The organism is Sphingosinithalassobacter sp. LHW66-3 (assembly GCF_050703275.1).
GTDB lineage: Bacteria > Pseudomonadota > Alphaproteobacteria > Sphingomonadales > Sphingomonadaceae > Sphingomonas.
In genome coordinates this window covers 2,857,107-2,878,706 of record NZ_CP193482.1, presented here as the reverse complement: position 1 = coordinate 2,878,706, position 21,600 = coordinate 2,857,107, and the positions used below count along the sequence as shown (strand labels likewise).

21 protein-coding genes are annotated in these 21,600 nt (G+C 68.4%); 7 read left to right on the top strand and 14 right to left on the bottom strand.

Features of this window, described 5'->3' with window-relative positions; all coding sequences use genetic code 11:
* The first annotated feature begins 108 nt into the window (after window positions 1-108).
* Window positions 109-1,371 (top strand): cation:proton antiporter, encoded by a 1,263-nt coding sequence (locus ACQ450_RS14145; protein WP_262503893.1) that lies wholly within the window; start codon window positions 109-111, stop codon window positions 1,369-1,371.
* On the opposite strand, the gene ACQ450_RS14140 is transcribed toward ACQ450_RS14145, so the two are convergent.
* The 4 genes from ACQ450_RS14140 to ACQ450_RS14125 form a co-directional block, all read right to left on the bottom strand.
* Window positions 1,368-2,294, bottom strand: coding sequence for a GNAT family N-acetyltransferase (locus tag ACQ450_RS14140; protein WP_431469746.1), 927 nt, complete (start codon window positions 2,292-2,294; stop codon window positions 1,368-1,370). The genes ACQ450_RS14145 and ACQ450_RS14140 overlap by 4 nt on opposite strands.
* Window positions 2,291-3,247 (bottom strand): polysaccharide deacetylase, encoded by a 957-nt coding sequence (locus ACQ450_RS14135; RefSeq protein WP_188054341.1) that lies wholly within the window; start codon window positions 3,245-3,247, stop codon window positions 2,291-2,293. The genes ACQ450_RS14140 and ACQ450_RS14135 overlap by 4 nt, the downstream gene beginning before the upstream one ends.
* A 65-nt stretch (window positions 3,248-3,312) precedes the next feature.
* Entirely contained in the window at window positions 3,313-6,105 is a 2,793-nt protein-coding gene (locus tag ACQ450_RS14130; protein WP_431469745.1) for a DUF3857 domain-containing protein, read from the bottom strand.
* An 81-nt stretch (window positions 6,106-6,186) separates the two neighbouring features.
* Window positions 6,187-6,537: a hypothetical protein gene (locus tag ACQ450_RS14125; RefSeq protein ID WP_431469744.1), complete on the bottom strand. Its 351-nt coding sequence runs from the start codon at window positions 6,535-6,537 to the stop codon at window positions 6,187-6,189.
* A gap of 71 nt (window positions 6,538-6,608) precedes the next feature.
* On the opposite strand from ACQ450_RS14125, the gene ACQ450_RS14120 reads away from it, so the two are divergent.
* A complete protein-coding gene (locus tag ACQ450_RS14120; protein WP_431469743.1) occupies window positions 6,609-7,124 on the top strand; it encodes a hypothetical protein in 516 nt (171 codons plus the stop codon).
* 16 nt (window positions 7,125-7,140) lie between these two features.
* On the opposite strand, the gene uvrC is transcribed toward ACQ450_RS14120, so the two are convergent.
* Window positions 7,141-9,063: an excinuclease ABC subunit UvrC gene (gene uvrC, locus ACQ450_RS14115; RefSeq protein ID WP_431469742.1), complete on the bottom strand. Its 1,923-nt coding sequence runs from the start codon at window positions 9,061-9,063 to the stop codon at window positions 7,141-7,143.
* A gap of 110 nt (window positions 9,064-9,173) precedes the next feature.
* Between uvrC and ACQ450_RS14110 the strand changes: the two genes are divergently transcribed.
* Together ACQ450_RS14110 and ACQ450_RS14105 are read left to right on the top strand one after the other, a co-directional pair.
* Complete coding sequence (locus ACQ450_RS14110; RefSeq protein ID WP_431469741.1) at window positions 9,174-10,025, top strand: AraC family transcriptional regulator; 852 nt, start codon at window positions 9,174-9,176, stop codon at window positions 10,023-10,025.
* A 41-nt stretch (window positions 10,026-10,066) separates the two neighbouring features.
* Entirely contained in the window at window positions 10,067-11,509 is a 1,443-nt protein-coding gene (locus ACQ450_RS14105; RefSeq protein WP_431469740.1) for a S41 family peptidase, read from the top strand.
* A 97-nt stretch (window positions 11,510-11,606) separates the two neighbouring features.
* On the opposite strand, the gene ACQ450_RS14100 is transcribed toward ACQ450_RS14105, so the two are convergent.
* The 8 genes from ACQ450_RS14100 to ACQ450_RS14065 all read right to left on the bottom strand — a co-directional run bounded on the left by ACQ450_RS14100 (window position 11,607) and on the right by ACQ450_RS14065 (window position 18,138).
* Window positions 11,607-12,242: a F0F1 ATP synthase subunit B family protein gene (locus tag ACQ450_RS14100; RefSeq protein ID WP_188054335.1), complete on the bottom strand. Its 636-nt coding sequence runs from the start codon at window positions 12,240-12,242 to the stop codon at window positions 11,607-11,609.
* A complete protein-coding gene (locus ACQ450_RS14095; protein ID WP_188054334.1) occupies window positions 12,235-12,729 on the bottom strand; it encodes a F0F1 ATP synthase subunit B family protein in 495 nt (164 codons plus the stop codon). The genes ACQ450_RS14100 and ACQ450_RS14095 overlap by 8 nt, the downstream gene beginning before the upstream one ends.
* Window positions 12,730-12,802: 73 nt before the next feature.
* Window positions 12,803-13,030 carry a F0F1 ATP synthase subunit C gene (locus tag ACQ450_RS14090; protein WP_188054333.1) on the bottom strand — a complete coding sequence of 76 codons (228 nt, stop codon included), beginning with the start codon at window positions 13,028-13,030 and terminating at the stop codon, window positions 12,803-12,805.
* A gap of 41 nt (window positions 13,031-13,071) precedes the next feature.
* Window positions 13,072-13,830 carry a F0F1 ATP synthase subunit A gene (locus ACQ450_RS14085; RefSeq protein WP_188054332.1) on the bottom strand — a complete coding sequence of 253 codons (759 nt, stop codon included), beginning with the start codon at window positions 13,828-13,830 and terminating at the stop codon, window positions 13,072-13,074.
* Between the two features lie 63 nt (window positions 13,831-13,893).
* Complete coding sequence (locus ACQ450_RS14080) at window positions 13,894-14,217, bottom strand: AtpZ/AtpI family protein (protein ID WP_188056573.1); 324 nt, start codon at window positions 14,215-14,217, stop codon at window positions 13,894-13,896.
* A gap of 167 nt (window positions 14,218-14,384) precedes the next feature.
* Window positions 14,385-14,765: a YdbL family protein gene (locus ACQ450_RS14075; protein WP_431469739.1), complete on the bottom strand. Its 381-nt coding sequence runs from the start codon at window positions 14,763-14,765 to the stop codon at window positions 14,385-14,387.
* The gene (locus ACQ450_RS14070; RefSeq protein ID WP_262504110.1) at window positions 14,765-14,932 is read right to left on the bottom strand and encodes a YnbE family lipoprotein; all 168 of its coding nucleotides are present in this window, start codon (window positions 14,930-14,932) and stop codon (window positions 14,765-14,767) included. Before ACQ450_RS14070 ends, ACQ450_RS14075 begins: the two co-directional genes overlap by 1 nt.
* Window positions 14,933-14,976: 44 nt before the next feature.
* Complete coding sequence (locus ACQ450_RS14065; RefSeq protein ID WP_431469738.1) at window positions 14,977-18,138, bottom strand: intermembrane phospholipid transport protein YdbH family protein; 3,162 nt, start codon at window positions 18,136-18,138, stop codon at window positions 14,977-14,979.
* A gap of 101 nt (window positions 18,139-18,239) precedes the next feature.
* Between ACQ450_RS14065 and radC the strand changes: the two genes are divergently transcribed.
* Window positions 18,240-18,923, top strand: a complete 684-nt coding sequence (gene radC / locus ACQ450_RS14060; protein WP_188054329.1) for a RadC family protein — start codon at window positions 18,240-18,242, stop codon at window positions 18,921-18,923.
* A gap of 76 nt (window positions 18,924-18,999) precedes the next feature.
* Here radC and ACQ450_RS14055 read toward each other — a convergent pair whose 3' ends face one another.
* Window positions 19,000-19,488, bottom strand: a complete 489-nt coding sequence (locus ACQ450_RS14055) for an EF-hand domain-containing protein (protein WP_431469737.1) — start codon at window positions 19,486-19,488, stop codon at window positions 19,000-19,002.
* A gap of 205 nt (window positions 19,489-19,693) precedes the next feature.
* Here ACQ450_RS14055 and purB point away from each other — a divergent pair, with 205 nt between their 5' ends.
* Both purB and ACQ450_RS14045 read left to right on the top strand, forming a co-directional pair.
* Complete coding sequence (gene purB, locus ACQ450_RS14050) at window positions 19,694-21,007, top strand: adenylosuccinate lyase (RefSeq protein ID WP_431469736.1); 1,314 nt, start codon at window positions 19,694-19,696, stop codon at window positions 21,005-21,007.
* The gene (locus ACQ450_RS14045) at window positions 21,004-21,597 is read left to right on the top strand and encodes a biliverdin-producing heme oxygenase (protein ID WP_431469735.1); all 594 of its coding nucleotides are present in this window, start codon (window positions 21,004-21,006) and stop codon (window positions 21,595-21,597) included. Before purB ends, ACQ450_RS14045 begins: the two co-directional genes overlap by 4 nt.
* Window positions 21,598-21,600 lie beyond the last annotated feature (3 nt).

The following is a 21,600-nucleotide window of genomic DNA, read 5'->3' as shown; positions in this document are numbered from 1 at the left end:
GGCGGAAATGGCGGCGGCAACCGCTTGGCCGCACCGCGCGTTGGGGTGGGCCGGAGCACTGCACTCGCGTGCGCCGCCGGCCCGCCGGGGCATCTGTGGAGCATCGCGTTGGCCGACGAACCTTTTTTCGGATTCAGCACCTATCATGTCGCGATGGTAGCGCTGGGCGGTGCGATCATTCTCGCCGCCTGGCTACCGCGGCTCTTCTCGGGCCGCGAGCCGGCCGCCTCGGCGCTGCTGATCCTGTTCGGCATGATCACCTTCTCGCTCATCCCCGGCATGCCCGAGGCGCTGGACCCGCGCACCGCCTCGCGATTCTGGGAGCTCACCAGCGAACTCGCGGTGATCGTCGCCTTGTTCGGCACCGGCCTGCGGATCGACAATCTCTCCAGCTTCACGCGGTGGAAACCCACCGTCCGCCTGCTCGCCATCGCGATGCCGCTCACGATCGCGGCCGTGGCGCTGATGGGGTTCGCCGTGGCGGGAATGACGCTCGCCGGCGCGATCCTGCTGGGCGCGGTGATGGCGCCCACCGATCCCGTACTCGCCGGCGAAGTGCAGGTCGGCCCGCCGACCGAGGGCGGAGAACATCCGGTTCGCTTCGCCCTCACCACCGAGGCGGGGCTGAACGACGGGCTGGCCTTTCCCTTCGTTTATCTGGGGTTGCTCGTCGCCGCGGCGGGAACCGGCGCAGGCGAACTGATCTTGACCTGGGTTGCGCAGGACGTGGTCTATCGAATCCTGGTCGGCGTCGCGGGGGGCGCGGCGGTCGGCTGGCTGCTCGGGCGGATGCTGTTCGTGGTACCGAGGGGCAATGTGCTCGCCGACACCGGCTCAAGTGTCGTGGCGATCGCCGGCGTTCTGCTCTGCTATGGCGCGACCGAACTGCTCGAAGGCTATGGCTTCATCGCCGCCTTCGTCGCCGGAGCGGTCCTCCGCCGGGTCGAGGCCGACCATGAATTCCACGCCCGTTGCCACCATTTCAACGAATCGATCGAATATTCGCTCACCGCGCTGCTGCTCGTGCTGATCGGCGGCGTCTTCCCCACCATCTGGGGCGAACTCGACTGGGCGCATGTCGCGATCGCAGTGGCCGTGATCTTCGTGATCCGTCCGGCGAGCGGCTGGCTTTCGCTGATCGGCACCGATTTGCGCCCGCGCGAACGCTGGGTCGTCGCCTTCTACGGCGTACGCGGCATCGGCTCGATCTACTATCTCGGCTATGCCACCAGCCATATGGAATTTCTGAACGAGGGCCAGCTCTGGGCGACGATCGCGCTCACCATCCTGCTCTCGACGGCGGTGCACGGCCTCACCGCCGGCTGGGTGGTCGATCACGTCGCGCGCGAAGGCCCCGAACCGGTGCGTTAGCCGCGCCGTACCTTCTTTGCCACGCCCTTCAGCGGCGTGCGGTTCACCACCCGCTTCAGCGCCGCCACGCTGCGGTTGAACCCACCCAGCGCGGCCATCGTCGCCCGGTTCGCCAGGCTCGGCCGCAGCAGCAGCAGGTCGACGCAGGCCACGCCGCCCGTCGCCATCTGGCGCTTGTGCTGGCCTTCGCCCTCGGTGAAATCGAAGCGGTCGTACCGCTCCTCGCCGAACAGGTCGCGAAACCCCTCGAGCTGGAGCACCGCGCCCGGCGAGAGGTCGTTGAACGCCGGATCATGCCCGACATGGGCGTAAATCACGGTCTTGCCGAACACCGGGCAATAGAGGAACGCCGCGGGCTCGCCCGCGACGTACAGCAGCCACGCCCGCACCCGGTCTGCCGCCGACAGCGTCATCATCTCGCGCAGGAATTCGGGCGTGTCGGGCAGCCCCGATCCCAGTAGCCGCTCCTGATAGGTGCGTAGCGAGATGCGTCGGCCGATGTCGTGGAATTCCTCCAGCTCATCGGGTGTGCGAAAGCGCCGCACATCGAGCGTACCGCCCGACACTTCGGCGATCTTGCGGGCCTTGCGCTTGAGCTGCTGGCGCGTGTTGCCCGAAAGCCCCGCCAGCCAGCAATCGAAGCCGCCGTCCAGATCGGCATAGTAGCGCGTATAGCGCTGCCGCACGAACGGCAGCATCCCGCCGCTGGCATAGACCATCGCCTCCAGCCGGTCCTCGGGCAGCGACGTGATCGAATAGCCATGCGCCTCGCGCTCCAGCGGCGGCAGCGCGGGCAGCCGCCCTTCGCGGGCTTCCTCCAGGCTCAGCGGCACCCGGGCGAGCGCACGGCTCACCTGCATCAGCGTGCGCGCGCCGATCTCGAACTTGAGCGCTGTCGGATTGGCGTGTCCGGCAGCGCTCATGCCGCGCGCTCTTCGACCAGGTTGGACCAGAGCTGCTCGGCCTGGCGCAGGCGGGTGCGCAGCGCATTCGGCGCGAGCGGCGCATCCTCCTGCCCCAGTCGCAGTTGCGGCCGCTCGGCGAAATGCGTGGTCACCATCGCTCCCTGCCGCTGCGCGAGCATCCGGCACAGCGTCTCGAATCGCCGGACATGCACTGCGTTTGGCCGCGTACCGGCTCGGTTTGCAAGCTCAAAGCCATGGCCGACGATCGTCACCGCGGCATGGCTCTCGCGCACCGCATGGTCGAGCGCGTCGCGCATCTCGGCTGCGGACAGCGCACAGATCTGGAAATGGCGCAGATGGCCCGCGATGTCCTCGATCAGCGTCACCGGTACTTCGATGATGCCGCGATGCTCGATCGGGGCGATCTGGCGCGGCGGCAGCGAGACCGCGCTCGGCCAGGGATGCTCGGAGCCGTTGTGGCTGCTGTCATAGCGGAAATCGAGTTCGGCGAGCGCCGCCAGCGTATCGTCGCTCGCGGCATAGCTGCCGGCGCGGAACGCCACCGGGTCGGGCGCCCCCGCCGCCGTCAGCAGGTCGCTCGCGCCGGCGATCAGCTCGACCTGCTCGGCGAATTCATAGTCGATCAGCTCGAACGACAGCGCGGTCGCGCGGCGATCCTCGCAACTCGCGCCGGTCCAGTTGGGGTGGAGATGGAGCTGCACTTCCTGCCCCGCCTCCAGGATCGCTCCCACCACGCGCTTGATCGGATCGAGCCCATAGATCAGCGCCGGCATCGGATCGACGAAGAATGTAGCCTTCAGGCCATGATCGGCCAGCCGCGCGAGCTGCCAGCCGATTCCCACGCCTGCGGGCTCGAGCGAGCGCTCGACGATGGTGTCTGCATCGAGCCCGGCGGCATGGTGCCGCCACATCAGCTCGGTGTCGATGGTGAGGAACACGCGAGTCGGCATGGAAGCGGCAATATCGGGCCGAGGTGAAGAAACTCCAAATCGCCGTGCAGGTCAGCCGCCCTCGATCACGGCGCGACCCCGTATTCGGCATAGGTCTCCGCAATGTCGGGAACGAGGCGTGCGGCCAAATCCAGATCGCTGCGCGCGCCCTCGGCGTCGCCCATGCGTGTGCGGACCACGCCGCGCAGGAAACGGCCCGCCGCCATCTCCGGCGCAAGCGCCAGCGCCGCATCCAGATCGGCCAAGGCAGAATCCAGGCGGTTCATCCGGAAATAGATCATCGCGCGGCTGTCGAGGATCGCGGCGGGCGATTCCGCCAGCTCGATCGCCCGGGTGCAGTCGCGCAATCCGCCCTCCAGATCGCGATTGCGCGTTCCCTTGGTCCAGCAGCGGCTGTTGAGCAGCATGCTGTCGTCCGGCCGCAGCAGGATCGCCTCGTCCAGCGTCGCCAGCGCCTCGTCGGTGCGGCCCGCGTCCGCCAGGATGGATGCCAGCGACGATGCGAGATTGCCCGACGTATCGCCGCCCAGATCGATCTGCTCGGTCAGCGTCGCCACCGCGCCGTCGACGTCGCCGCCCTCCGCCTGATAATGCGCGACCAGCCCGATTCCCCCGTCGCTCGCAGGGTCGAGCTCATAGGCGGCACGGGCATCGGCCAGCGCGGCATCCCAGTTCTTAAGCTCGGCATGGATCGCTGCGCGCCCGCGATACCGCTGGGCGCTGGGGTCGAGTTCGATCGCCCGATCATAATCCTCCAGCGCGGTTTCCTCGGCGTCGATCTGCTCGCGGAACCAGCCGCGGGATTCGTAGCGGAACGCCTCCTCGGGGTCGGCAGCGATCCACGCGCCATAGCGCGCCTCGAGCAAGTCGATCATGCCGTCCGCGCGTGCGCGCTCCAGCTGATCCGGGAAAAACCCGGCGTCCTCCGACGCGATCAGCTTCAATCTGCGCGACTTGGCCTGCGCCAGCTTGCGGCGTTCCGCTCCGATTTCCTCCGGCTGCACTTCGATGAAGCCGGAATCGACTCGGTCGGTTACGGTCACCCACGCGCCGTCCTGCTGCACTTCGCGCGCCAGCAGGCGTCCGGCGAGTTCGCGCGGAAGCGTTTCGTCACCGGCGAGCCGATATCCTTCCCCGCCCCCGGGCAAGCGGATGCGCAGCCGCATCCGGGAGGATTCCAGCTCGGTTGCGATCGCCGGCAGGTCGCGCCAGGCGGACCGCGCACGATTGGGCGCGAAGGCGATGCCCTCGACGCTGGAATCGAGCCAATAGTGCAATTCGCGATTCTCCTCCTCCCACTTGGGATAGAAGATCCCCGATGCAGTGACCGTGACGCCGCTGCCATCGTCGGGCGCCTCGACCGCCGCTTCCGTGACCACCGCATTCCGCAAGGTCAGCTTGGCGAGGTTCTCCGCCATCGTCGCGATCTGCGCAGCGTCGCCCTGCAGCTTCACCATCCGCAGCATCTCGGCGATTTCGCCGGTCATCGTACCGCTGAATTCGAACAGGACCGGAAGGTGCATGCCGGCGCGCATGTCGATCGTGTAGTCGAAAGCGAGGTCCGGTTCGGCAGGCGGCGTGAGCGGCAACGGCACCAGTGCACCGGCAGCGGTAAGCGGCAGTGCGTTATGGAAGGGCGGAATGTCCGCCATCGTGGCCGCGGTCGCGCCCAGATCGGTTCCGTCGAGCCAGAAGTCGCGGCCCGCGATGCGCGCGCGCACGATGACATGGTCGAACGCGGCGGGCGAAGGCACGCGCTGCGGCACGAGCGCTCCCAGCGTCGAATGGACGAGCGCGGCTTCGCCTTCGATCCCCAGCTCGTGCAGCACGGCCAGCAGCAGCAGCGTCTTGGCCTTGCAGTCGCCATAGCGCAGCGCCCAGGTCTCCTCGGGCTGCTGCGGCCGGTAATTCCCGCCGTCCATCCCCTTGTAGAGATAGCGGACACGCCCCTGCACCAGTTGCAGCGCGGCGGTCGCACGCGCGAGCGGATCGGTCGAGGCGGCGGCGATCGCCGCCACTTCGCGCGCCAGCTCGCCTTCGGGCGCGATCAGCCCCTCGGCGCGGTACAGCGGCGCCATCGTCGTCGCCACATCGGCCCAGTCGGAGAAGCTCGTCGCCTCGAGAATCGGCAGCTGCGCGAACCGCGCCGGAAGATCGTCGGGCAGCTCGGGCGGCTTGGCGAGCGGCAGCGATACGATCAACTCGCGGCGCCCCCCGGCCTCGGCCTCCTGCGGAGCCGTCGCATAATCGGGCAGCTTCCAGCGGAGCGCACGATCGCTCGGCCAAAGCAGCCGCACACGCCCGAACGCCAGCTTCACCGGCTCAACAGGGACCGGAACCGCAACCTGGGCATTGCCTCCCAGCGCAGAGTCGCGCTGATCGACCGACACGCTGACGCGAAGCACGTCGTTCAGGCGCAGCCCCTCGGCCGGCATCGTCGCGGTCAGCGTGCCCGTCAGTTGGGCCTGCTCCAGCTGCTGCTCGCGCTGCAGGACGGAAAAGCGCGCGCCACTCGCCAGCAGATCGATCGTTTCTCCGTCGCGGATGATCTCGACCCGGTGGATCGTCATCGCGCCCTGCTCGGGCTGCCAGGGCAGGCTGATCGTCCCGAACGCCGCCAGCATCTGCTGGTTCGCGATATGGAACGCGGTGTCGGCATAGTGGTGAACGGTGTCGCCTTCGATCAGGCGCTGCTGGTCGTACAGCAGGAACGGCCCCTCGCCGGCATGCGCTGCCTCGGGATCGAGCGTCGCGACGGTTACCCAGTTGGGTACGGGCCCATATGCGGGCGCCTCCTGCGCCATTGCGGCACCCATGCAGAAAAGCGCCGCGACAGCAGCCACAACAAGCCGAATCATACCCCGCCCCCACTCAAGATGCGGGAAAGCTAGTCAATTCAATCCATTGGGCAAGTTGCGGCCGGAATATTGATACCGGGTTCATTGAACGTAGTCGTTCTCCCCACGGAACGATCGGAGGTGCCGCACATGCATCGTGTTCCCAAGGGATGCCTCGGAATTGCTCTCCTCGCATCGCTGAGCGCCCTTCCCGCCGCCGCGCAGGACTTTCGAGCAGCCGAAGAGCAGGTCGAGGACATCGTCGTGACCGCCGAGGAGCTCAACGTGGTCAATCGGCCACCCGTAGGCGCGGTTGTCCAACTGAACCGCCGCGTTTCGCTGCAGGCGCGCGAATTCATCGATTGCGCGGGCGCCCCCGCGCTCCGCCACCTGCGCGGGATCGTGGACGCTCAGCCCGCCTCGAGCGCCACCATCCTCGCGCTTGACAGCCATATCCGCCGCAATCGTCCCTGCTATCACACCAGCTCGACGACGCTGCCGCACCCGGTGCCTTTTTACGGCCGGTGCAATCCGATCGCCGATCTGACCGGCAGCATCGCTGCGCCTCCCCCGACGGCGGGAGCAGTAACCGGATCTTCAACGCCAGCATCGAAAACCAGATCTGCCGCGCGGTCCATGATCGTGGCGCGATATTCGAGTATGTTCTGCACACCTATGCGCCCGATCTGTCGCTCAGCCGCGCCGACACGCTCGTTCCCGAGGCGCTGGCCCGGTTCACCGCGAACGAGCGCGAAAACGGGACGTTGCGCCGACAGCAGCAGCGCAGGCTTTATCTCTTCGCCGCCTGCGTGGTGCAGCTACAGCCGGGCGCGGCGATCCTCCTGACACGCACCGAGCCGGGATCGGCAGCCGAAAACCGGCTGGCATCGCTGATGATCGCGCGATCGCAGCCGTGCCGCGGGCGCGCTGAAACGGTCACGATCGATACCAGCCAATTCCGCGCGAATTCCGCCGAGGCGCTGTATCGCTGGACGCTGGCGGTGCGGAACGTCGACTCGCTTCTTCCCCCGGAAGACTGAGAACGCCGCCCGCGCCTCACCGCGCGTGGTAGAAGTCGTACACCTGCTGCGCGACACCCGCGCTCACGCCGGGCGCCTTCTGCAGATCCTCCAGGCTCGCGCCGCGCACTGCCTTCGCGGTGCCGAAGTGCATCAGCAGCGCCTTCTTGCGCGCGGGGCCGATGCCCGGCACTTCGTCCAGCGGACTCGCGCCGATCGCCTTGGCGCGCTTGGCGCGGTGCGCGCCGATCGCGAAGCGATGCACTTCGTCGCGCAGCCGCTGGAGGTAGAACAGCACGGGGGAGTTGGCGGGCAGCATCCGCTCGCGTCCGTCCATCAGGTGGAACACCTCGCGTCCCTCACGGCCGTGGTGCGGCCCCTTGGCAATCCCCACCATCGTCACGTCCTCGATCCCGAGATCCTCGAGCACGCCCATCGCCGCATTCAGCTGCCCGCGCCCGCCGTCGATCAGCACCAGATCGGGCCAGTCGCCCTTCTCCCGATCGGGGTCCTCCGCCTGCGCGCGCGCGAAGCGGCGTTCGAGCACCTCGCGCATCATCGCGAAATCGTCGCCCGGCTTCGTCTCGGCGCGCTTGATGTTGAACTTGCGATACTGGCCCTTGCGAAACCCCTCCGGCCCCGCGACGATCATCGCGCCCAGCGCGTTCGTCCCCTGGATATGGCTGTTGTCATAAACCTCGATCCGGTCGGGCGGCTCGGGCAGTTCGAACAGGTCGGCCACTTCGCGCAGCAGCTTCGCCTGCGTCGTGCTCTCGGCGAGCCGCCGCTGCACCGCCTCGTCGGCGTTGCGCTTCGCCTGGTCGAGCAGCCGCCGGCGCGGGCCGCGCTGCGGCACGCCCAGCGCCACCTTGTGCCCCGCGCGCTCGGCGAGCGCCTGCGCCAGCAGCGCCGCCTCGGGCAGGTCGCGATCGACGAACACCGTCTTCGGCGGCGGCACTTCCTCGTAGAATTGCATCAGGAACTGCATCAGCACTTCCTCGTCGGGCACCTCGGCGGTGTGCGCGGGAAAGAAGCTGCGATGCCCCCAGTTCTGCCCGCCGCGGATGAAGAAGGCCTGGATGCCGACCAGCCCCTCCCTGCACGCAAGCGCAAATACGTCTGCGTCGCCAACCCCTTCGGCGTTGATCGCCTGGCTGCCCTGGATGAAGGTGAGCGCCTTCAGCCGGTCGCGATAGACCGCGGCCAGTTCGAAATCCATCCGCTCGGCGGCCTCGGTCATCTGCGCGCCCAGCTTCTCCTGCACCTTCGTCGATTTGCCCGCGAGAAAGTCCTTCGCGTCGGCGACCAGCTCGGCATAACCCGCCTCGTCGATCCGCCCGACGCACGGCGCCGAGCAGCGGCGGATCTGGTAGAGCAGGCACGGCCGGTCGCGCGTGTTGAAGAATCCGTCGGTGCAGCTGCGCAGCAGGAACAGTTTCTGCAATGCGTTCAGCGTCTTGCGCACCTGCCCCGCGCCCGCGAACGGGCCGTAGTAATTGCCCTTCACGCGCCGCGCGCCGCGATGCAGCTGCACGCGCGGATAGTCGTGATCGCCGCGCAACAGGATGAAGGGGAAGCTTTTGTCGTCGCGCAGCAGCACATTGTACGGCGGGCGATAGCGTTTGATCAGCTGCGCCTCGAGCAGCAGCGCCTCGGCCTCGTTGTTCGTCGTGACGATCGTCATGCTGCGCGTCTGCGCGATCATACGCTGCAATCGCTTCGACAGCCGCGCGACCTGCACGTAATTCGCCACGCGGTTCTTCAGCGCGCGCGCCTTGCCGACGTACAGCACGTCGCCGCGCGCATCCTGCATGCGATAGACGCCGGGGCGCGCGGGCAGCGTCTTCAGCACGTTGCGGATCGCCGCGACGCCCGTCTCCAGATCGGGCTTGTCGCTGCCGCGGACGGTATAGGTCGCCGCTTCCTCGTTGAAGCGGTTGGGCGAATTGGGATCGGACATGGAAGTCCCGATGTAGGGGCTGCAACCCGCATCCCGCAACGTCCGCAATCGCGGACACGCACCGGCGACTGCGGCGCGCTATGGCTGCGGCACAACAAGGGAGGAACCGCATGCATGATCCGCACACCGAGGCACTTCTGGCGCGCGTCACGCGCGCGGCCGAGCTGATGGCGGCGCGGATCGACGCGGGCGAGCCGGTGCGGCTCGACGAACTCGCCGACGCCGCAGCGCTTTCGAAATTCCATTTCCATCGCGTGTTCCGCCTGCTGACCGGCGAAGCGCCCGGCGAGGCAGTACGGCGGCTGAGGCTCGCCCATGCGGTTGCCGGGCTGCGCGATCCGCTGGCCCGGATCACTCAGGTCGCGCACGAGGCCGGATTCGCCAGCAGCCAGGCGCTGGCAAAGGCGATGCGCCAGGCGCTCGACGCCTCGCCCAGCGATCTGCGTTCCGAGCCGGAGCGGCTCGACGCCGCCTTCACCATCCTTGCCGCGCCCGCCGCGCCGGGAGCACTGACGCTCGAAGTCGCGCACACGCCCGGCTTCGACGTGCTGGTGATGCGCCACATCGGCGATCCGGTGCAGCTCCATGGCGTTTACGGTTTCCTGTTCGAGCATGCGGGCGGTCCCGAGAACGTCTCGGCGCTGCTCGGCTTTCAACATGACGACGTCGATCACGTGCCCGCCGAGGACCAGGTCTATGATGCCGCGCTTGCGGTGCTCGCGCCTCCCGCCGATCTGGTGTCGCCGATCCGCGCGACCCGCGCCGAGCCGCGCCGCTGGCTGCGGCTCCACCATGTCGGCGGCTATGGCACGCTGGAGCCCGAGATCGATCGGCTCACGCTGATCGCACTCGCCGCCGGAGTCGAGCCCGCCGACGCGCCGCTGATGCTCCACTATCTCGACGATCCGGACGAAGTTGCCGAGGCCGATCAGCGCGCCGACATCTATCTCCCGATCGCCTGAGCCGCTTGCACAAGGCGTGTTACTATAGCAATACGCCTTGCATGATCGCTCTCCGAATCGCAGCGGCGCTCGCCGCTCTGACGCCGCTCCCCGCGCTCGCCCAGCCGGCGTGGGATCCGGAGCCATGGCTCGAGGATGTGGCGGCGATGCGCACCGCCTTCCTCACCAAATATGCCAATCGCGAGTGGATCGAGCGCGAGCGCGGAATTCCTCTCGACCGGGCGTTCGACGCGATCGAGGCGCAGGTCCGCGCAGCGGGCAGCGATGCCGAGGCACGCGCGACGCTCGACCGGCTTCTCGCCGGCCTAAACGACGGTCATGTCGCGCTGCGCTGGCCGCGCCCCGCCTCGCCCATCGCGCCCGCTTCCGCGCCGGGAGAGGCGGCTCCGCCGGCCGACGCCGCCGCCTTCTGCCGCGCGCAGGGCTATGACGCGAACCGGGGTCGTACGGGCATCGCGGCGGCGCTGCCCGCCTATCGCCCGGTTGCCGACGAACGCCTGTTGCCGACCGGCCTGCTCGACGTGAACGGCACCATGCTGGGCGTGCTGCGCATTCCCGTATTCGATCCCGCGGCCTTTCCCGTGCTGTGCACCGAATCGGTCGCGGCGCTCGGCCTGCCGGTCGACCAGCCCTGCGACGAGAATTGTCAGGGGGCGCTGATCACGGAAGCCTATCGCCGGCTCAACTTCGCGCTGATCGCCCGGCTTGAGCAATTGCGCGAGGCGGATGCGCAGGCACTGCTGGTCGATCTCACCGGCAACGGCGGCGGCAGCGAATGGGCCGAGGCCGCCGCGCGGATGCTCACGCCGCGGCGGCTCGAATCGGCGCGCGTCGGGTTCGTGCGCGGCGAGCATTGGGCGCGGCAATGGGCGAACACCGCCGCGGCGCTGCGCGAAGCCACCGAAACCGCAGCGCCCGAGGACCGTGCTCGCCTCGCCGACTGGATCGCACGCGCCGACGCCGCGCGCCTCGAAGCCGAAACGCCCTGCGACCCCGCGACCGGCTGCGCCTGGCTCGGCAGCGCGGGCTATGCCACCGGTCTGATCGCGGCCGCCCCGCCGCAGGAGTTCGCGGGCAAGGACTGGGGCGTCCATGTGTTCAGCATCGCGCAGGAAGCGCATCCGTGGCGCGAGGGCGTCTGGCGCGCGCCGCTGATCGTGCTGGTCGACGACAAGACCTTCTCGGCAGCCGAGGAATTCACGGCCCTGCTGCGCGACAATGATGCGGCGATCGTCCTCGGCAGCCGTACCGGCGGCGCAGGCTGCGGCCACACCTGGGGGGGCACGCCCACCACCCTGCCCAACAGCGGCGCGGTGCTCGAACTGCCCGACTGCGCACGCTTCCGCCGCGACGGATCGAACGAAGTGGCCGGCATCATTCCCGACGTGCTGATCGGCTGGCGCGCCAGCGACAGCAACGCACTGCGCACACGCCTGCTCGAAGCGGCGCTGCCCGCCGCACTGGTTGCCGCGCGGCAGCCCTGACACGAGCGGGCGGTCGCCCGGGGCCGCACGCGCGTTGCACACGAAAACGCCCGCCACGGTGCTCGTGGCGGGCGTCGGTTCATCGTGCTGCGGAAGCTCAGTTGAGCCGGCCGAGCCCTGCGATGGTGCGGTCGATCAGCGCGCGATCGGCGTCGGCGCCGTGCTTCTCGGCGATGATCGCGGCAGCGGCGCCTGCGGCGGCATCGGCGGCCTTGGCGCGCACCTCGGCGATCGCCGCGCGTTCGGCGGCGGCGATCTTGTCTTCGGCCATCCGCGCGCGACGCGCCATCAGCGCATCGGCGTCTTCCTTCGCCTTGGCGACGATCGCGGCCGCTTCGGCATGCGCATTCTCGCGCATCGCGGCGGCGTCGGATTCGGCGGCGGCGGCCTTGGCGGCATATTCGGTCTTGAGCGCCTCGGCCTCGGAACGCAGCTTCTTCGCTTCGTCGAGCTGCGCGCGGATCTCGGCGATCCGCTTGTCGAGCGCGCCGGCGATCGCGGCAGGCACCTTCTTCCAGAGCATGCCCAGGATCGTCACCAGCGCGGCGACCGCAACGATAACGGTCGCATCGGCGAACCCGCCGATCGTCGGTTCGGCAGCGTGCGTCTCGCCGGCCGGCGAATGCGCTTCGCCATAGACTTCGCTCTCGGGCGCGAGCGGCATGGTCGATGCCGCGTCGTCGAGATGCTCCTGCACCGCGGCATCGGCGGGGGACAGGTTCGGATTAGCCATGTGCCAGTGCCTCCCGCACCTTCTGCTCGGCGACCGCCTCGCTCACCTCGACGCCGGACAGCTTGGCGACGATGTCGCGCGCGGCTTCGGCGGCCACGGTTTCCAGGCTGGTGAGCGCTTCGGCTTTCGCCCTGGCGATCTCCGCCTCGGCCGCCTCGAGCTTCGCGTCCAGTTCGGCATCGGCGGCGCGCACCCGCGCCGTCGCATCCGCGGCGGAAGCCTCCTTGGCCTTGTTCGTCTCGGCCTGCGCGGCAGTGCGCGCTTCGGCCATCTTGGCACGCCAGCGATCCTCGACCGCATCGGCTTCCTCGCGCGCACGCTCGGCGGCGGCCAGGTCTTCGGCGATCTGCGTATCCCGCTTCTGCACCGTCGATTCGATCTTCGGCACCATTCCCCGCCCGACCACGAAATAGGTCAGGCCGAAAATGATCAGCAGCCAGAAGATTTGCGACGCATAGGTCGAAGCGAGCTGTTCTATCTGAGGCATCGGCGTCCCGTAGCTTTGTCGTCACGGCGGCGGCCGGGCTCCGTGCCCCGCGCGCCGCCGCAAAGGTCGCTGGTTAGGCGACGAACACCAGGATGATCATCGTCACGAAGGCGAGCAGGCCGAGCAGCTCGGCGCCCGCGAAGCCGATGAACAGGCGGCCCTGCTGGCTGTCGGCGGCCGACGGATTGCGCAGCGCGCCTTCGAGATAGCTGGCGAACACGTTGCCCACGCCCAGCGAGGCGAGGCCCATGCCGATCGCGGCGAGACCCGCACCCAGCAGCTTTGCGGCTTCAGCGTCCATTATTCAAACTCCTTTGGCAGAAACGTTCTTGTTGGAAACACTTAGTGCAGGTTCACGGCGTCGTTCAGATACACCGACGTCAGCAGCGCGAACACATAGGCCTGGATCGCGGCGACCAGCAGCTCGAGCAGCGTGATGCCGATCATCAGTGCGAAGCTCGGCAGGCTGACGATCGCGGCATAGCCCGCGCCCGAATTGACCCCGGTGATGACGAAGCTCGCCAGCACCTTCAGCAGGATGTGCCCCGCGGTCATCGCGACGAACAGTCGCAGGCCCAGCGAGAAGGGGCGCACCAGAAAACTCATCAGCTCGACGACGAAGATCAGCGGGATCATCACCACCGGCGTGCCGTGCGGCACGAACAGGCTGAAGAAATGAAAGCCGTGGCGGCCGAAGCCGACGATCAGCACCAGCGCGAAGCTGATGATCGCCAGCACGCCGGTGACGGTCAGATGGCTGGTGATGGTGAACGGATGCCACCCGGGAACCAGCCCGATCGGCGCGAGGCCGAGGATGTTCGCCACCAGGATGAACATGAACAGCGAAAAGACATAGGGGAGGAACTTCGTGCCCTCGGACCCGATGTTCGAAAGCAGCATGTTCTTCACGAAGCCGGTGAAGCTCTCCACCGCCGCCTGCCAGCGGCCGGGGACGAGATCGCCCTTCATGCCGAGGAACATGAAGCCCCACAGCACGACCAGCGTGATCACCATCCACAGCGAGCTGTTGGTGAAGGAAAGATCATATCCGCCAACGATCCAGTGTTCGCCGAACACCGGTTCGATCAGGAACTGATGCATCGGATCGATTTTGGAACCCGATTCAGCCACGCGCTTCAAACCCCTGATATGCCAAACGCCCGGTCACTCCGGGCGTTCGCTTGCCATCCTGATGATGTTCCTGAACGCGACCGCAATTCCGAGGAACAGCGCCACGAGCAGGAGCCAGGGCGTCGTGCCGAGGAGGCGGTCGAGAACCCACCCCACCAGCGCGCTGCCGGCAAGCGACCCAATCAAAGCGGCGAGGACGCGGTTGCCCTGGGAATAGCCCCCGTCAGACGTTTTCGTCGCGCGTCCCGTCCGGACCGCCTCCGCGTGCTGCGCATGTTTCAGCCGCTCTTCAAGCGACGTCAGGCGAGCATCTTCGGCGCCATAGGGATCGTCTTGCCCGGTTTCGTTCTCCGCCATGCGCGGCTTCTCCTGGTATCGATCCTGGGGGAAGAAGCGCAGAACGGCGAGCGATCCCGCCAAGGCAGGGGCCGTTTAGAAAGGGGGCGCGGGCGAGTCAACACTCGTGCGGCGCGTGCGGGTCCGAAGCGCACAGGCGCTGCCCGCCGGCGCGCGGGCCAGACGCCTCAGATGCAGCGCGGATCACGTACCGGCGGGCTGCTGCCGCGAGTCATCCACGTGCCGTCGGGCGCCTGATATTTCTCGCCCGCTTCGGTGCGCAGGATCAGCCGGCAGCCCGATACGAACGCGAACTGCTCGACGGTCGAGCCATTCTCCTGCGCGCCGCGCGTGTACGCCGCCTTGCGCCGGATGTTGATGTCGCTGACCATCGAGCGCAGCGCGGGCGTGCCGCTGCCGACGACGCCGAGATAGCCGTCGGGCTGCTCGCCCACCTGCCCGGCAGCGCGCGCCGCGGCATAGGCCGGATCGCGATCCTGAAACGCCATGGCGCCTGCCGGCGCGGCGGCGAGCGCGAGAGCCAGTGCGATGGATGCTGCGAATTGCATCAGAAAATCCCCGGGTTGTCCTCGATCACCGATCGGGCCTTGCTGTCGAGACGATACACGACTTCCTGCGTGATCGCGATGTTGAGGTTGATGACGATCGGCTTGTCTGGAGCATTGATGGTGACGCAGCCGCCGCCGATCAACAGCGCGGGCGCAACCAGCAGCATCCGGATCACCGACCCTCTTCCACCCATATTCTTCTCCGTTACGCTCATGGCACGGTCTCGCTTTCCTTAGGCTGAACGGGTCGTTTGCTATCATCGGGCGCCTTCGCGTCCCGCGCCTCCTGCTCTTCCAGCAGTCGCGGCAGGTTGCGATCGATCAGGACCGAAGGGTCGTACCAGCCGCGCACCGTGCCTGCGAGTTGCCGGAACGGCGCGCGGATCTCGATGTTGAACACGATCGGCAGGCTGCCCAGCCGCCGCGTGATGATGTCGCGCTGCGCACCCTCCCCCTGCTGCACGCCCGCGAAGCGGATGCGCGTGACCATCTCGCCGGTCAGCGGGCCTTCGATCCCGAGTTCGAGGCTGCGGTACCGCAGCGAGCGCAGCGCCTGGAACGCATAATTCCCCCAGAAGCCGAGGTCTTCCTGCGTCAGCTCGCCGACATAGGCGATGCTGCCGCCGTCGCGCGCGCTCAACTCGCCGTCCACGATGCGGCCGCCGCGCGCGTCGAACACCATCGGCAGCACGCCGTCGAACGTGCCGGTGGCGGCGACGTTGTCGAATTCCATCTCCTTCAGGAAGCGGGCGATGTCCGCGCCGATCAGCCGGAAGGTCATCCGCCGCGGCACGCTTTGGCCGAAATCGAGCACCGTCGGTTCGAGCACCAGCGTCCCGCCCGCGAACGGCCAGCGCCCCTCCTCGATCGCGATCCGCTGTTCGCCCAGCAGCCGGTAGCGGATCGTCCCCGCTTCGACCGGGATACCCGGATTGATGAGCGCCACCGTCGCGGTTTGCGTCTCGCCCTCCGGAGTGGCCAGGCCGAGCAGATCGCCGAACCGGATCTCGGTCGTCAGCCCGCTCACCGATCCGAAGGCGGCGGCCAGATCGGCGCCCTGGGTGCGGAAGCCTCCCTCGCTCGTCACGCCCTCGCCATTCCAGCGGATGATGCCGCGCCCCGATATGCTGCCCTCCACATCGGCGACCACGCCATAGGTCAGCCGGGTGAGCGCTTCGGGCTGGAGACCGCCTACCTCGAACCGCAGCGCGTCGACGGTCAGCACGGCCTCGCCCGCGCCGTTCGAAAGATCGTGCCGCAGATCGAGCGCCGCGACCTGCGTGGTGTCGTCGGGCAAGTGCAGCGTGCCGGTCGCGACGATGCGGTTGTCGGCGAGCGTCAGCACCACATCGTCGCTGACGAGGCGATTGAATCGCGGCGCTTCGGCCGCATCGGTGACGGCGATCCCGCCGTCGAGCGTCAGCCGCCCACCTTCCAGCCGCCAGTCGCCGGCCCCGCCGCCGAGCAGCAGCGGCACCTGCCCGATCTGCCCCGACACTCCTGCAAAGCCGCCGCCCAGCGCACCGCCGGCGACGCGCCCGTCCAGCCGCTCGGCGTCGATCCGCGTGACGCTGTCGCCCGCGCCGATCCGTGCGGCGACGTCGCTCAGCGCGAAGCGCGATCCGCCGAGCGCATAGCGCGCCTCCTCGGCGGCCAGCGTCAGTGCCGTGCCGCCGATCGCGCCGGAGAGCCGCGGCCGTGCGATCCGCGCCCCGCCCGAAACGGCGCCGTCAGTGACCGTCACCAGCGCGCCCTCCAGCGGGCAGAGCGCAAGCCGCGTGCGCGCCAGCGTGAGGCTCGAAAGCCGCAGCCGCTCGAATCCGGCCGGCACGCACCCGGGATTCACCGCCACGCGGCCCCCGCTCCAGCGCGCGTCGATCGGCAGCGTCAGATCCTCGACCCGCCCGTCGGGCAGCGGCCCCGTCAGCGTCGCGCGTGTCTCGATCCGCGTCGCCCCGTCCGGTCCGGCGCGAAACGCCACCGGCGTCAGTGCCAGCCGGGCGCCGCCCGCGGCATAGGGCGCGATCCGCGCCACGCCGGTCACCGGCGCCCCCGGCCCGGTTTGGGAGAGCGCGATCCGCGCCTCGGGCAGCCCGCCGCCCGCGGTGGTCACCACGCCGTCGATCAGCAGCCCGCCGTCGGGCCAGCGCCAGGCCAGCGCAGGCGATCCGGTCATCCGCACCTCGGCGCCGCTCGCCGCGTCGATCGAAAGCGATTCGATGCGGACCGCTCCGCCTTCGGGGCCGCTCGCCACCACGATCTGCGCCTGGCCTTGCGCCGCACGTCCGGCGGCGGCCAGCGCCCGCGCCAGCCTGTCGAGCAGCGGCGCGACCGGCGTTCCGTCTCCGGCGGCTTGCAACTGCGCGATATCCGCGAGCGTGTCGGGCGCCAGCGCGATCCCCTCGGCCGCCACCGCTCCGTCGAATCCGATCGTGTCGCCCAGCGCATAGCGGCCGCGCAGCCGCACCGAAGCTGCCCGCGCCGCCGCGCTGGTCAGCCCGCGCGCCGCCAGATCGACGCTTCCCGCCGTCCGCTCCGCATCGCCTGCGAAGCCGATCGTGCCGGAAATCCCGCCGAGCCGGAGCTGCGGCATCTGCGCCGCCGCCAGCGTCAGCCGCGCGTCGCCGCGCCACGCCGAAAGCTGGGCATCGAGCGCCAGCTCCAGATCCGCGCGCAGCGTCTCACCGCGCATGTCGCCGCAGTCGGCAGCGCCGACCCGCAGCGGCCCGTCGAGCGCCGGCGCGCCGTCGCGGATCGCCACCGCTCCGGCGAGCGCCACGTCTCGAACAGTGCAGCCGCCAAGCGCCAGCCTCGGCGCCACTGCGCCGATCCGCCCGCGAAAGCCGTTGTCCAGCCGCCCGCTGCCGGTCAGCTTGAGTCCCACCAGCCCCTGCGGCGTCTCGAGCCGCACCCGCACGTCGCCAAGCTCCGCATGAAGCTCGGGGAAGGCGAAGGGCTTGCCGGAAGGCTCGGGCATCAGCCGGTCGATCTCGCCGAGCGAGACCTGCCCGTCCTCGATCCGCGCGCGCAGCCATGCCGTGCCGACGCGAATGCCGGTCACGCGCGCGCCCGAGAACAGTCCGACCGCCGTCTCGACTTCGATCCAGTCGGCGGTCAGATCGGGGTGCGCCGGATCGCCGATCACCACATCGGTAAGCCGCTGCCGGGTGAGGCCGATCTCCTCCACCGTGTAGCGCGCTGCCACGCCCCGCCGGGCAAGCTCCTTCGCGATGAAGTCGTCGGCGATCCGCACTCGGTCGAGCCAGGCGATTCCGATGGCGAGCAGCGCGAACAGCAGAAGCCCCAGCAGCGCGCTCGCGGTCCACCGCCGCTTGCGCCACCCCCGCCGCTTCGTTGCGCCCTCGTCCGTCACTCAGCCACAACTCCACGCACGCCGGAACGTTGCGCCGTCCCAACGAGCTCTATTGCAAGCCCGATTGCGCAGCGCCAGCCGCCGTCTTAGCATCGCCGTCGATGCAAGCCCCTCCGCCCGACAACAGCGGCCACCGCGCGCGCCTGCGCCAGCGGCTGTTCGAAGGCGGGCCCGATGCGCTGCTCGATCATGAGCTGATCGAATATCTGCTCGCGCTGGCGATCCCGCGACGGGACACCAAGCCGCTGGCCAAGGCGCTGCTGCACGAATTCGGAGGAATCGCCGGGTTGCTCACCGCCGATGCCGAGGCGCTGGCACGCGTTCCCGGCATGGGCGACACTTCGGCCGCCGCGCTGAAGGCCGCGCACGCCGCCGCGCTCCGGCTGCTGCGCGCGCAGGTCGCCGAGCGGCCGGTGCTCGCCAACTGGCAGGCGCTGCTCGATTATCTGCGCGCGGACATGGCGCACCACGCGATCGAGCGCGTGCGGGTGCTTCATCTCAATTCGAAAAACATGCTGATCCGGGACGAGCTGATGAGCGAAGGCTCGGTCGACGAAGCCGCGCTCTACGTCCGCGAAGTCATCCGCCGCGCGATCGATCTCGGCTCGGCCGCGATCATCCTCGTTCACAATCACCCCTCGGGCGATCCCTCGCCCAGTCGCGCAGATATCGAAATCACCCGCAACGTCGCCGAAGCCGGCAAGCGGCTCGGCATCGTTCTCCACGATCACATCATCCTCGGCACGCAAGGCCATGCCAGCCTGCGCGCGATGGGTGTGCTGTAGCCCGCACCGGCGGCGCACATGAAAACGGCCGCCGGACAAAAGTCCGGCGGCCGCCTGTCGTAACCGTTCGCGCTGCTTAGGAAGCGGGCGCGTCGGTGGTATCCGCGCTCTGCTCGGCCGGCGCCTGCTCGGCGGGAGCGGGCGTGAGCAGCGTGATCATCTCGACTTTGCTGATGCTCTGCGACTCATCCTTGTCGGCGAAGCCGAACGCGCCGTTCAGCCACGCCACCGCTTCTTCGCTGGTGCCGGTGAAGCTCGGGTCCGACGCCTGGCGCAGCTTGATCATCCAGGCTGCGAACTCGCTCTGCTCGAGCGCATTGTTCGCGTTGGTGTCATAGAGCTCCCACTCGCTGTCGACGAGCTGCGCGACCTGCGCCGCGGCGGCGGACTGCTGGCTCTGAGGCTGCGTCGTGGCGGGCGTATCCTGCGCCGGGGACTGCTGCTGCGCCGGGGTCTCCGCCATCGTCGCCTGCTGCTGCGAAGTCGAGTCCTGACCAGCCATGTCCTGCGCAAGAGCAGGGCCGGCGATCATCATGGAACCGACCAAAAGAAACTGCTTCAGCATGTAAATCTATACTCCTATTAATCAACCATTCGACTTGAAAACTACTTGAGACTGCGCTAGGACAACCGGCGCTTCAACATATCGTCCCGTCAGCTTGTTCCATTTTCAACCCGTTGCGGGGGCGATTCGTCCCTGCTAGGGCTCGGCTCATCGCAGTTCGGTTCCCTGGCTGCGACCAGTTGCCCGCACATCCGAAGAGGTTTCGATGGTCCCCCGCTATGCCCGCCCGGCCATGACCGCGCTTTGGGCGCCCGAGGCGAAGTACCGCATCTGGTTCGAGATCGAGGCCCATGCCACCGATGCGCTGGCGGAACTGGGGGTGGTGCCGCGCGATGCCGCCAGGGCGCTGTGGGACTGGTGGGCCACCGATCCGAAGATCGATGTCGAGCGGATCGATGCGATCGAGGCAGTGACCAAGCATGACGTCATCGCCTTCCTCACCTGGGTTGCCGAAAACGTCGGCGATCAGGCGCGCTTCATGCATCAGGGAATGACCTCCTCGGACGTTCTCGACACCTGTCTTGCCGTCCAGCTAGCCCGTGCCTCCGACATCCTCCTTGAGGATATCGACAATCTTCTCAGTGCCTTATCGGCGAAAGCACATGAACATAAGCTGACCCCGACGATCGGGCGCAGCCACGGCATCCATGCCGAGCCGGTCACCTTCGGGCTCAAGGTCGCCACCTATTATGCCGAGTTCCAGCGCAACCGCGAACGGCTGCTCGCCGCGCGCGCGGACGTCGCCACTTGCGCGATCTCGGGCGCGGTCGGCACCTTCGCCAACATCGATCCGCGCGTGGAGCAGCATGTCGCCGACAAGCTCGGCCTGACGATCGAGCCGGTCTCGACTCAGGTGATCCCGCGCGATCGCCACGCGATGTTCTTTGCGACGCTGGGCGTCATCGCCAGTTCGATCGAGCGGCTCGCGACCGAGGTGCGCCACCTGCAGCGCACCGAGGTGCTCGAGGCCGAGGAATATTTCTCGCCCGGCCAGAAGGGCAGCTCGGCGATGCCGCACAAGCGCAATCCCGTGCTCACCGAAAATCTCACCGGCCTCGCCCGGTTGGTACGCAGCGCGGTCACGCCCGCGATGGAGAATGTCGCGCTCTGGCACGAACGCGACATCAGCCATTCGTCGGTCGAGCGCTTCATCGGCCCCGATGCCACGATCACGCTCGATTTCGCGCTCGCTCGGCTCACCGGCGTGGTCGAGAAGCTCGTCGTCTACCCCGAGCGGATGCGGAAGAACCTCGATCGCATGGGCGGGCTCGTCCATTCGCAGCGCGTGCTGCTCGCGCTCACCCAGGCGGGCGTCAGTCGCGAGGATGCGTATCGGCTCGTCCAGCGCAATGCGATGCAGGTGTGGGAAAGCGACGGCCGCCTCTCGCTGCTCGAGCTGCTCAAGGCCGATCCCGAAGTGACCGCCGCGCTCACTCCGTCGCAGATCGAGGAACGTTTCGACCTCGATTATCATTTCAAGCATGTGGATACGATCTTCGAGCGCGTCTTCGGCGCATGAACCCCGCCCATAAGGCGCTGCGCGAGCGCACCCGCGGCGCGCACGAGCGTGTCGATGCGGTGTTCGCGGGCTATGACCTGTCCGATCGCGCGCACTATGCGGCGATGCTTGCCGCGCATGCCGAGGTCCTGCTTCCGCTCGAAGCGGCGCTCGATCGCGCAGGCGCCGAATCGGTGACGGCCGACTGGCCGGAGCGCAGGCGCGGCGCGGCGTTGCAGGCGGATCTGGCGGAACTCGCCGGTGGACCTGCCGGCGCTCCGCCCGCCCCCGGTGCACCGATCGGGACCGGCGGGACTCCGCCGCTCGACACCGGCGCAGGCGCAGGCGCAGATCAGGCGACGATCGCCGGCGCGCTCTATGTGCTCGAAGGCTCGCGCCTGGGCGGCCGCTTCCTCGCGCGCCAACTCGCCACCGGCTTTCCCCGTCGCTATCTTGATGCGGATCAAGCCCGCGGAAACTGGCCTAAATTGCTTTCCAAGCTCGACGCGGTCCTGTACGAGCCGCATGCCTTGAGTACCGCCGTGGATGCCGCGCTCGACGTGTTCGAAGCGTTCGAAACCGCCGGCCGGAAATGGCTGGCGAAAGTGTAGCGC

Bases quoted from the DNA above. Each gene is read 5' to 3' on its own strand.
- ACQ450_RS14140 (WP_431469746.1), bottom strand. From the start codon at position 2,294: ATGAGCGCTGCCGGACACGCCAATCCGACAGCGCTCAAGTTCGAGATC.
- ACQ450_RS14135 (WP_188054341.1), bottom strand. From the start codon at position 3,247: ATGCCGACTCGCGTGTTCCTCACCATCGACACCGAGCTGATGTGGCGG.
- ACQ450_RS14130 (WP_431469745.1), bottom strand. From the start codon at position 6,105: ATGATTCGGCTTGTTGTGGCTGCTGTCGCGGCGCTTTTCTGCATGGGT.
- ACQ450_RS14125 (WP_431469744.1), bottom strand. From the start codon at position 6,537: ATGGCTGTCAAGCGCGAGGATGGTGGCGCTCGAGGCGGGCTGAGCGTC.
- uvrC (WP_431469742.1), bottom strand. From the start codon at position 9,063: ATGTCCGATCCCAATTCGCCCAACCGCTTCAACGAGGAAGCGGCGACC.
- ACQ450_RS14110 (WP_431469741.1), top strand. From the start codon at position 9,174: ATGCATGATCCGCACACCGAGGCACTTCTGGCGCGCGTCACGCGCGCG.
- ACQ450_RS14105 (WP_431469740.1), top strand. From the start codon at position 10,067: ATGATCGCTCTCCGAATCGCAGCGGCGCTCGCCGCTCTGACGCCGCTC.
- ACQ450_RS14100 (WP_188054335.1), bottom strand. From the start codon at position 12,242: ATGGCTAATCCGAACCTGTCCCCCGCCGATGCCGCGGTGCAGGAGCAT.
- ACQ450_RS14095 (WP_188054334.1), bottom strand. From the start codon at position 12,729: ATGCCTCAGATAGAACAGCTCGCTTCGACCTATGCGTCGCAAATCTTC.
- ACQ450_RS14090 (WP_188054333.1), bottom strand. From the start codon at position 13,030: ATGGACGCTGAAGCCGCAAAGCTGCTGGGTGCGGGTCTCGCCGCGATC.
- ACQ450_RS14085 (WP_188054332.1), bottom strand. From the start codon at position 13,830: ATGCATCAGTTCCTGATCGAACCGGTGTTCGGCGAACACTGGATCGTT.
- ACQ450_RS14080 (WP_188056573.1), bottom strand. From the start codon at position 14,217: ATGGCGGAGAACGAAACCGGGCAAGACGATCCCTATGGCGCCGAAGAT.
- ACQ450_RS14075 (WP_431469739.1), bottom strand. From the start codon at position 14,765: ATGCAATTCGCAGCATCCATCGCACTGGCTCTCGCGCTCGCCGCCGCG.
- ACQ450_RS14070 (WP_262504110.1), bottom strand. From the start codon at position 14,932: ATGCTGCTGGTTGCGCCCGCGCTGTTGATCGGCGGCGGCTGCGTCACC.
- radC (WP_188054329.1), top strand. From the start codon at position 18,240: ATGCAAGCCCCTCCGCCCGACAACAGCGGCCACCGCGCGCGCCTGCGC.
- ACQ450_RS14055 (WP_431469737.1), bottom strand. From the start codon at position 19,488: ATGCTGAAGCAGTTTCTTTTGGTCGGTTCCATGATGATCGCCGGCCCT.
- purB (WP_431469736.1), top strand. From the start codon at position 19,694: ATGGTCCCCCGCTATGCCCGCCCGGCCATGACCGCGCTTTGGGCGCCC.
- ACQ450_RS14045 (WP_431469735.1), top strand. From the start codon at position 21,004: ATGAACCCCGCCCATAAGGCGCTGCGCGAGCGCACCCGCGGCGCGCAC.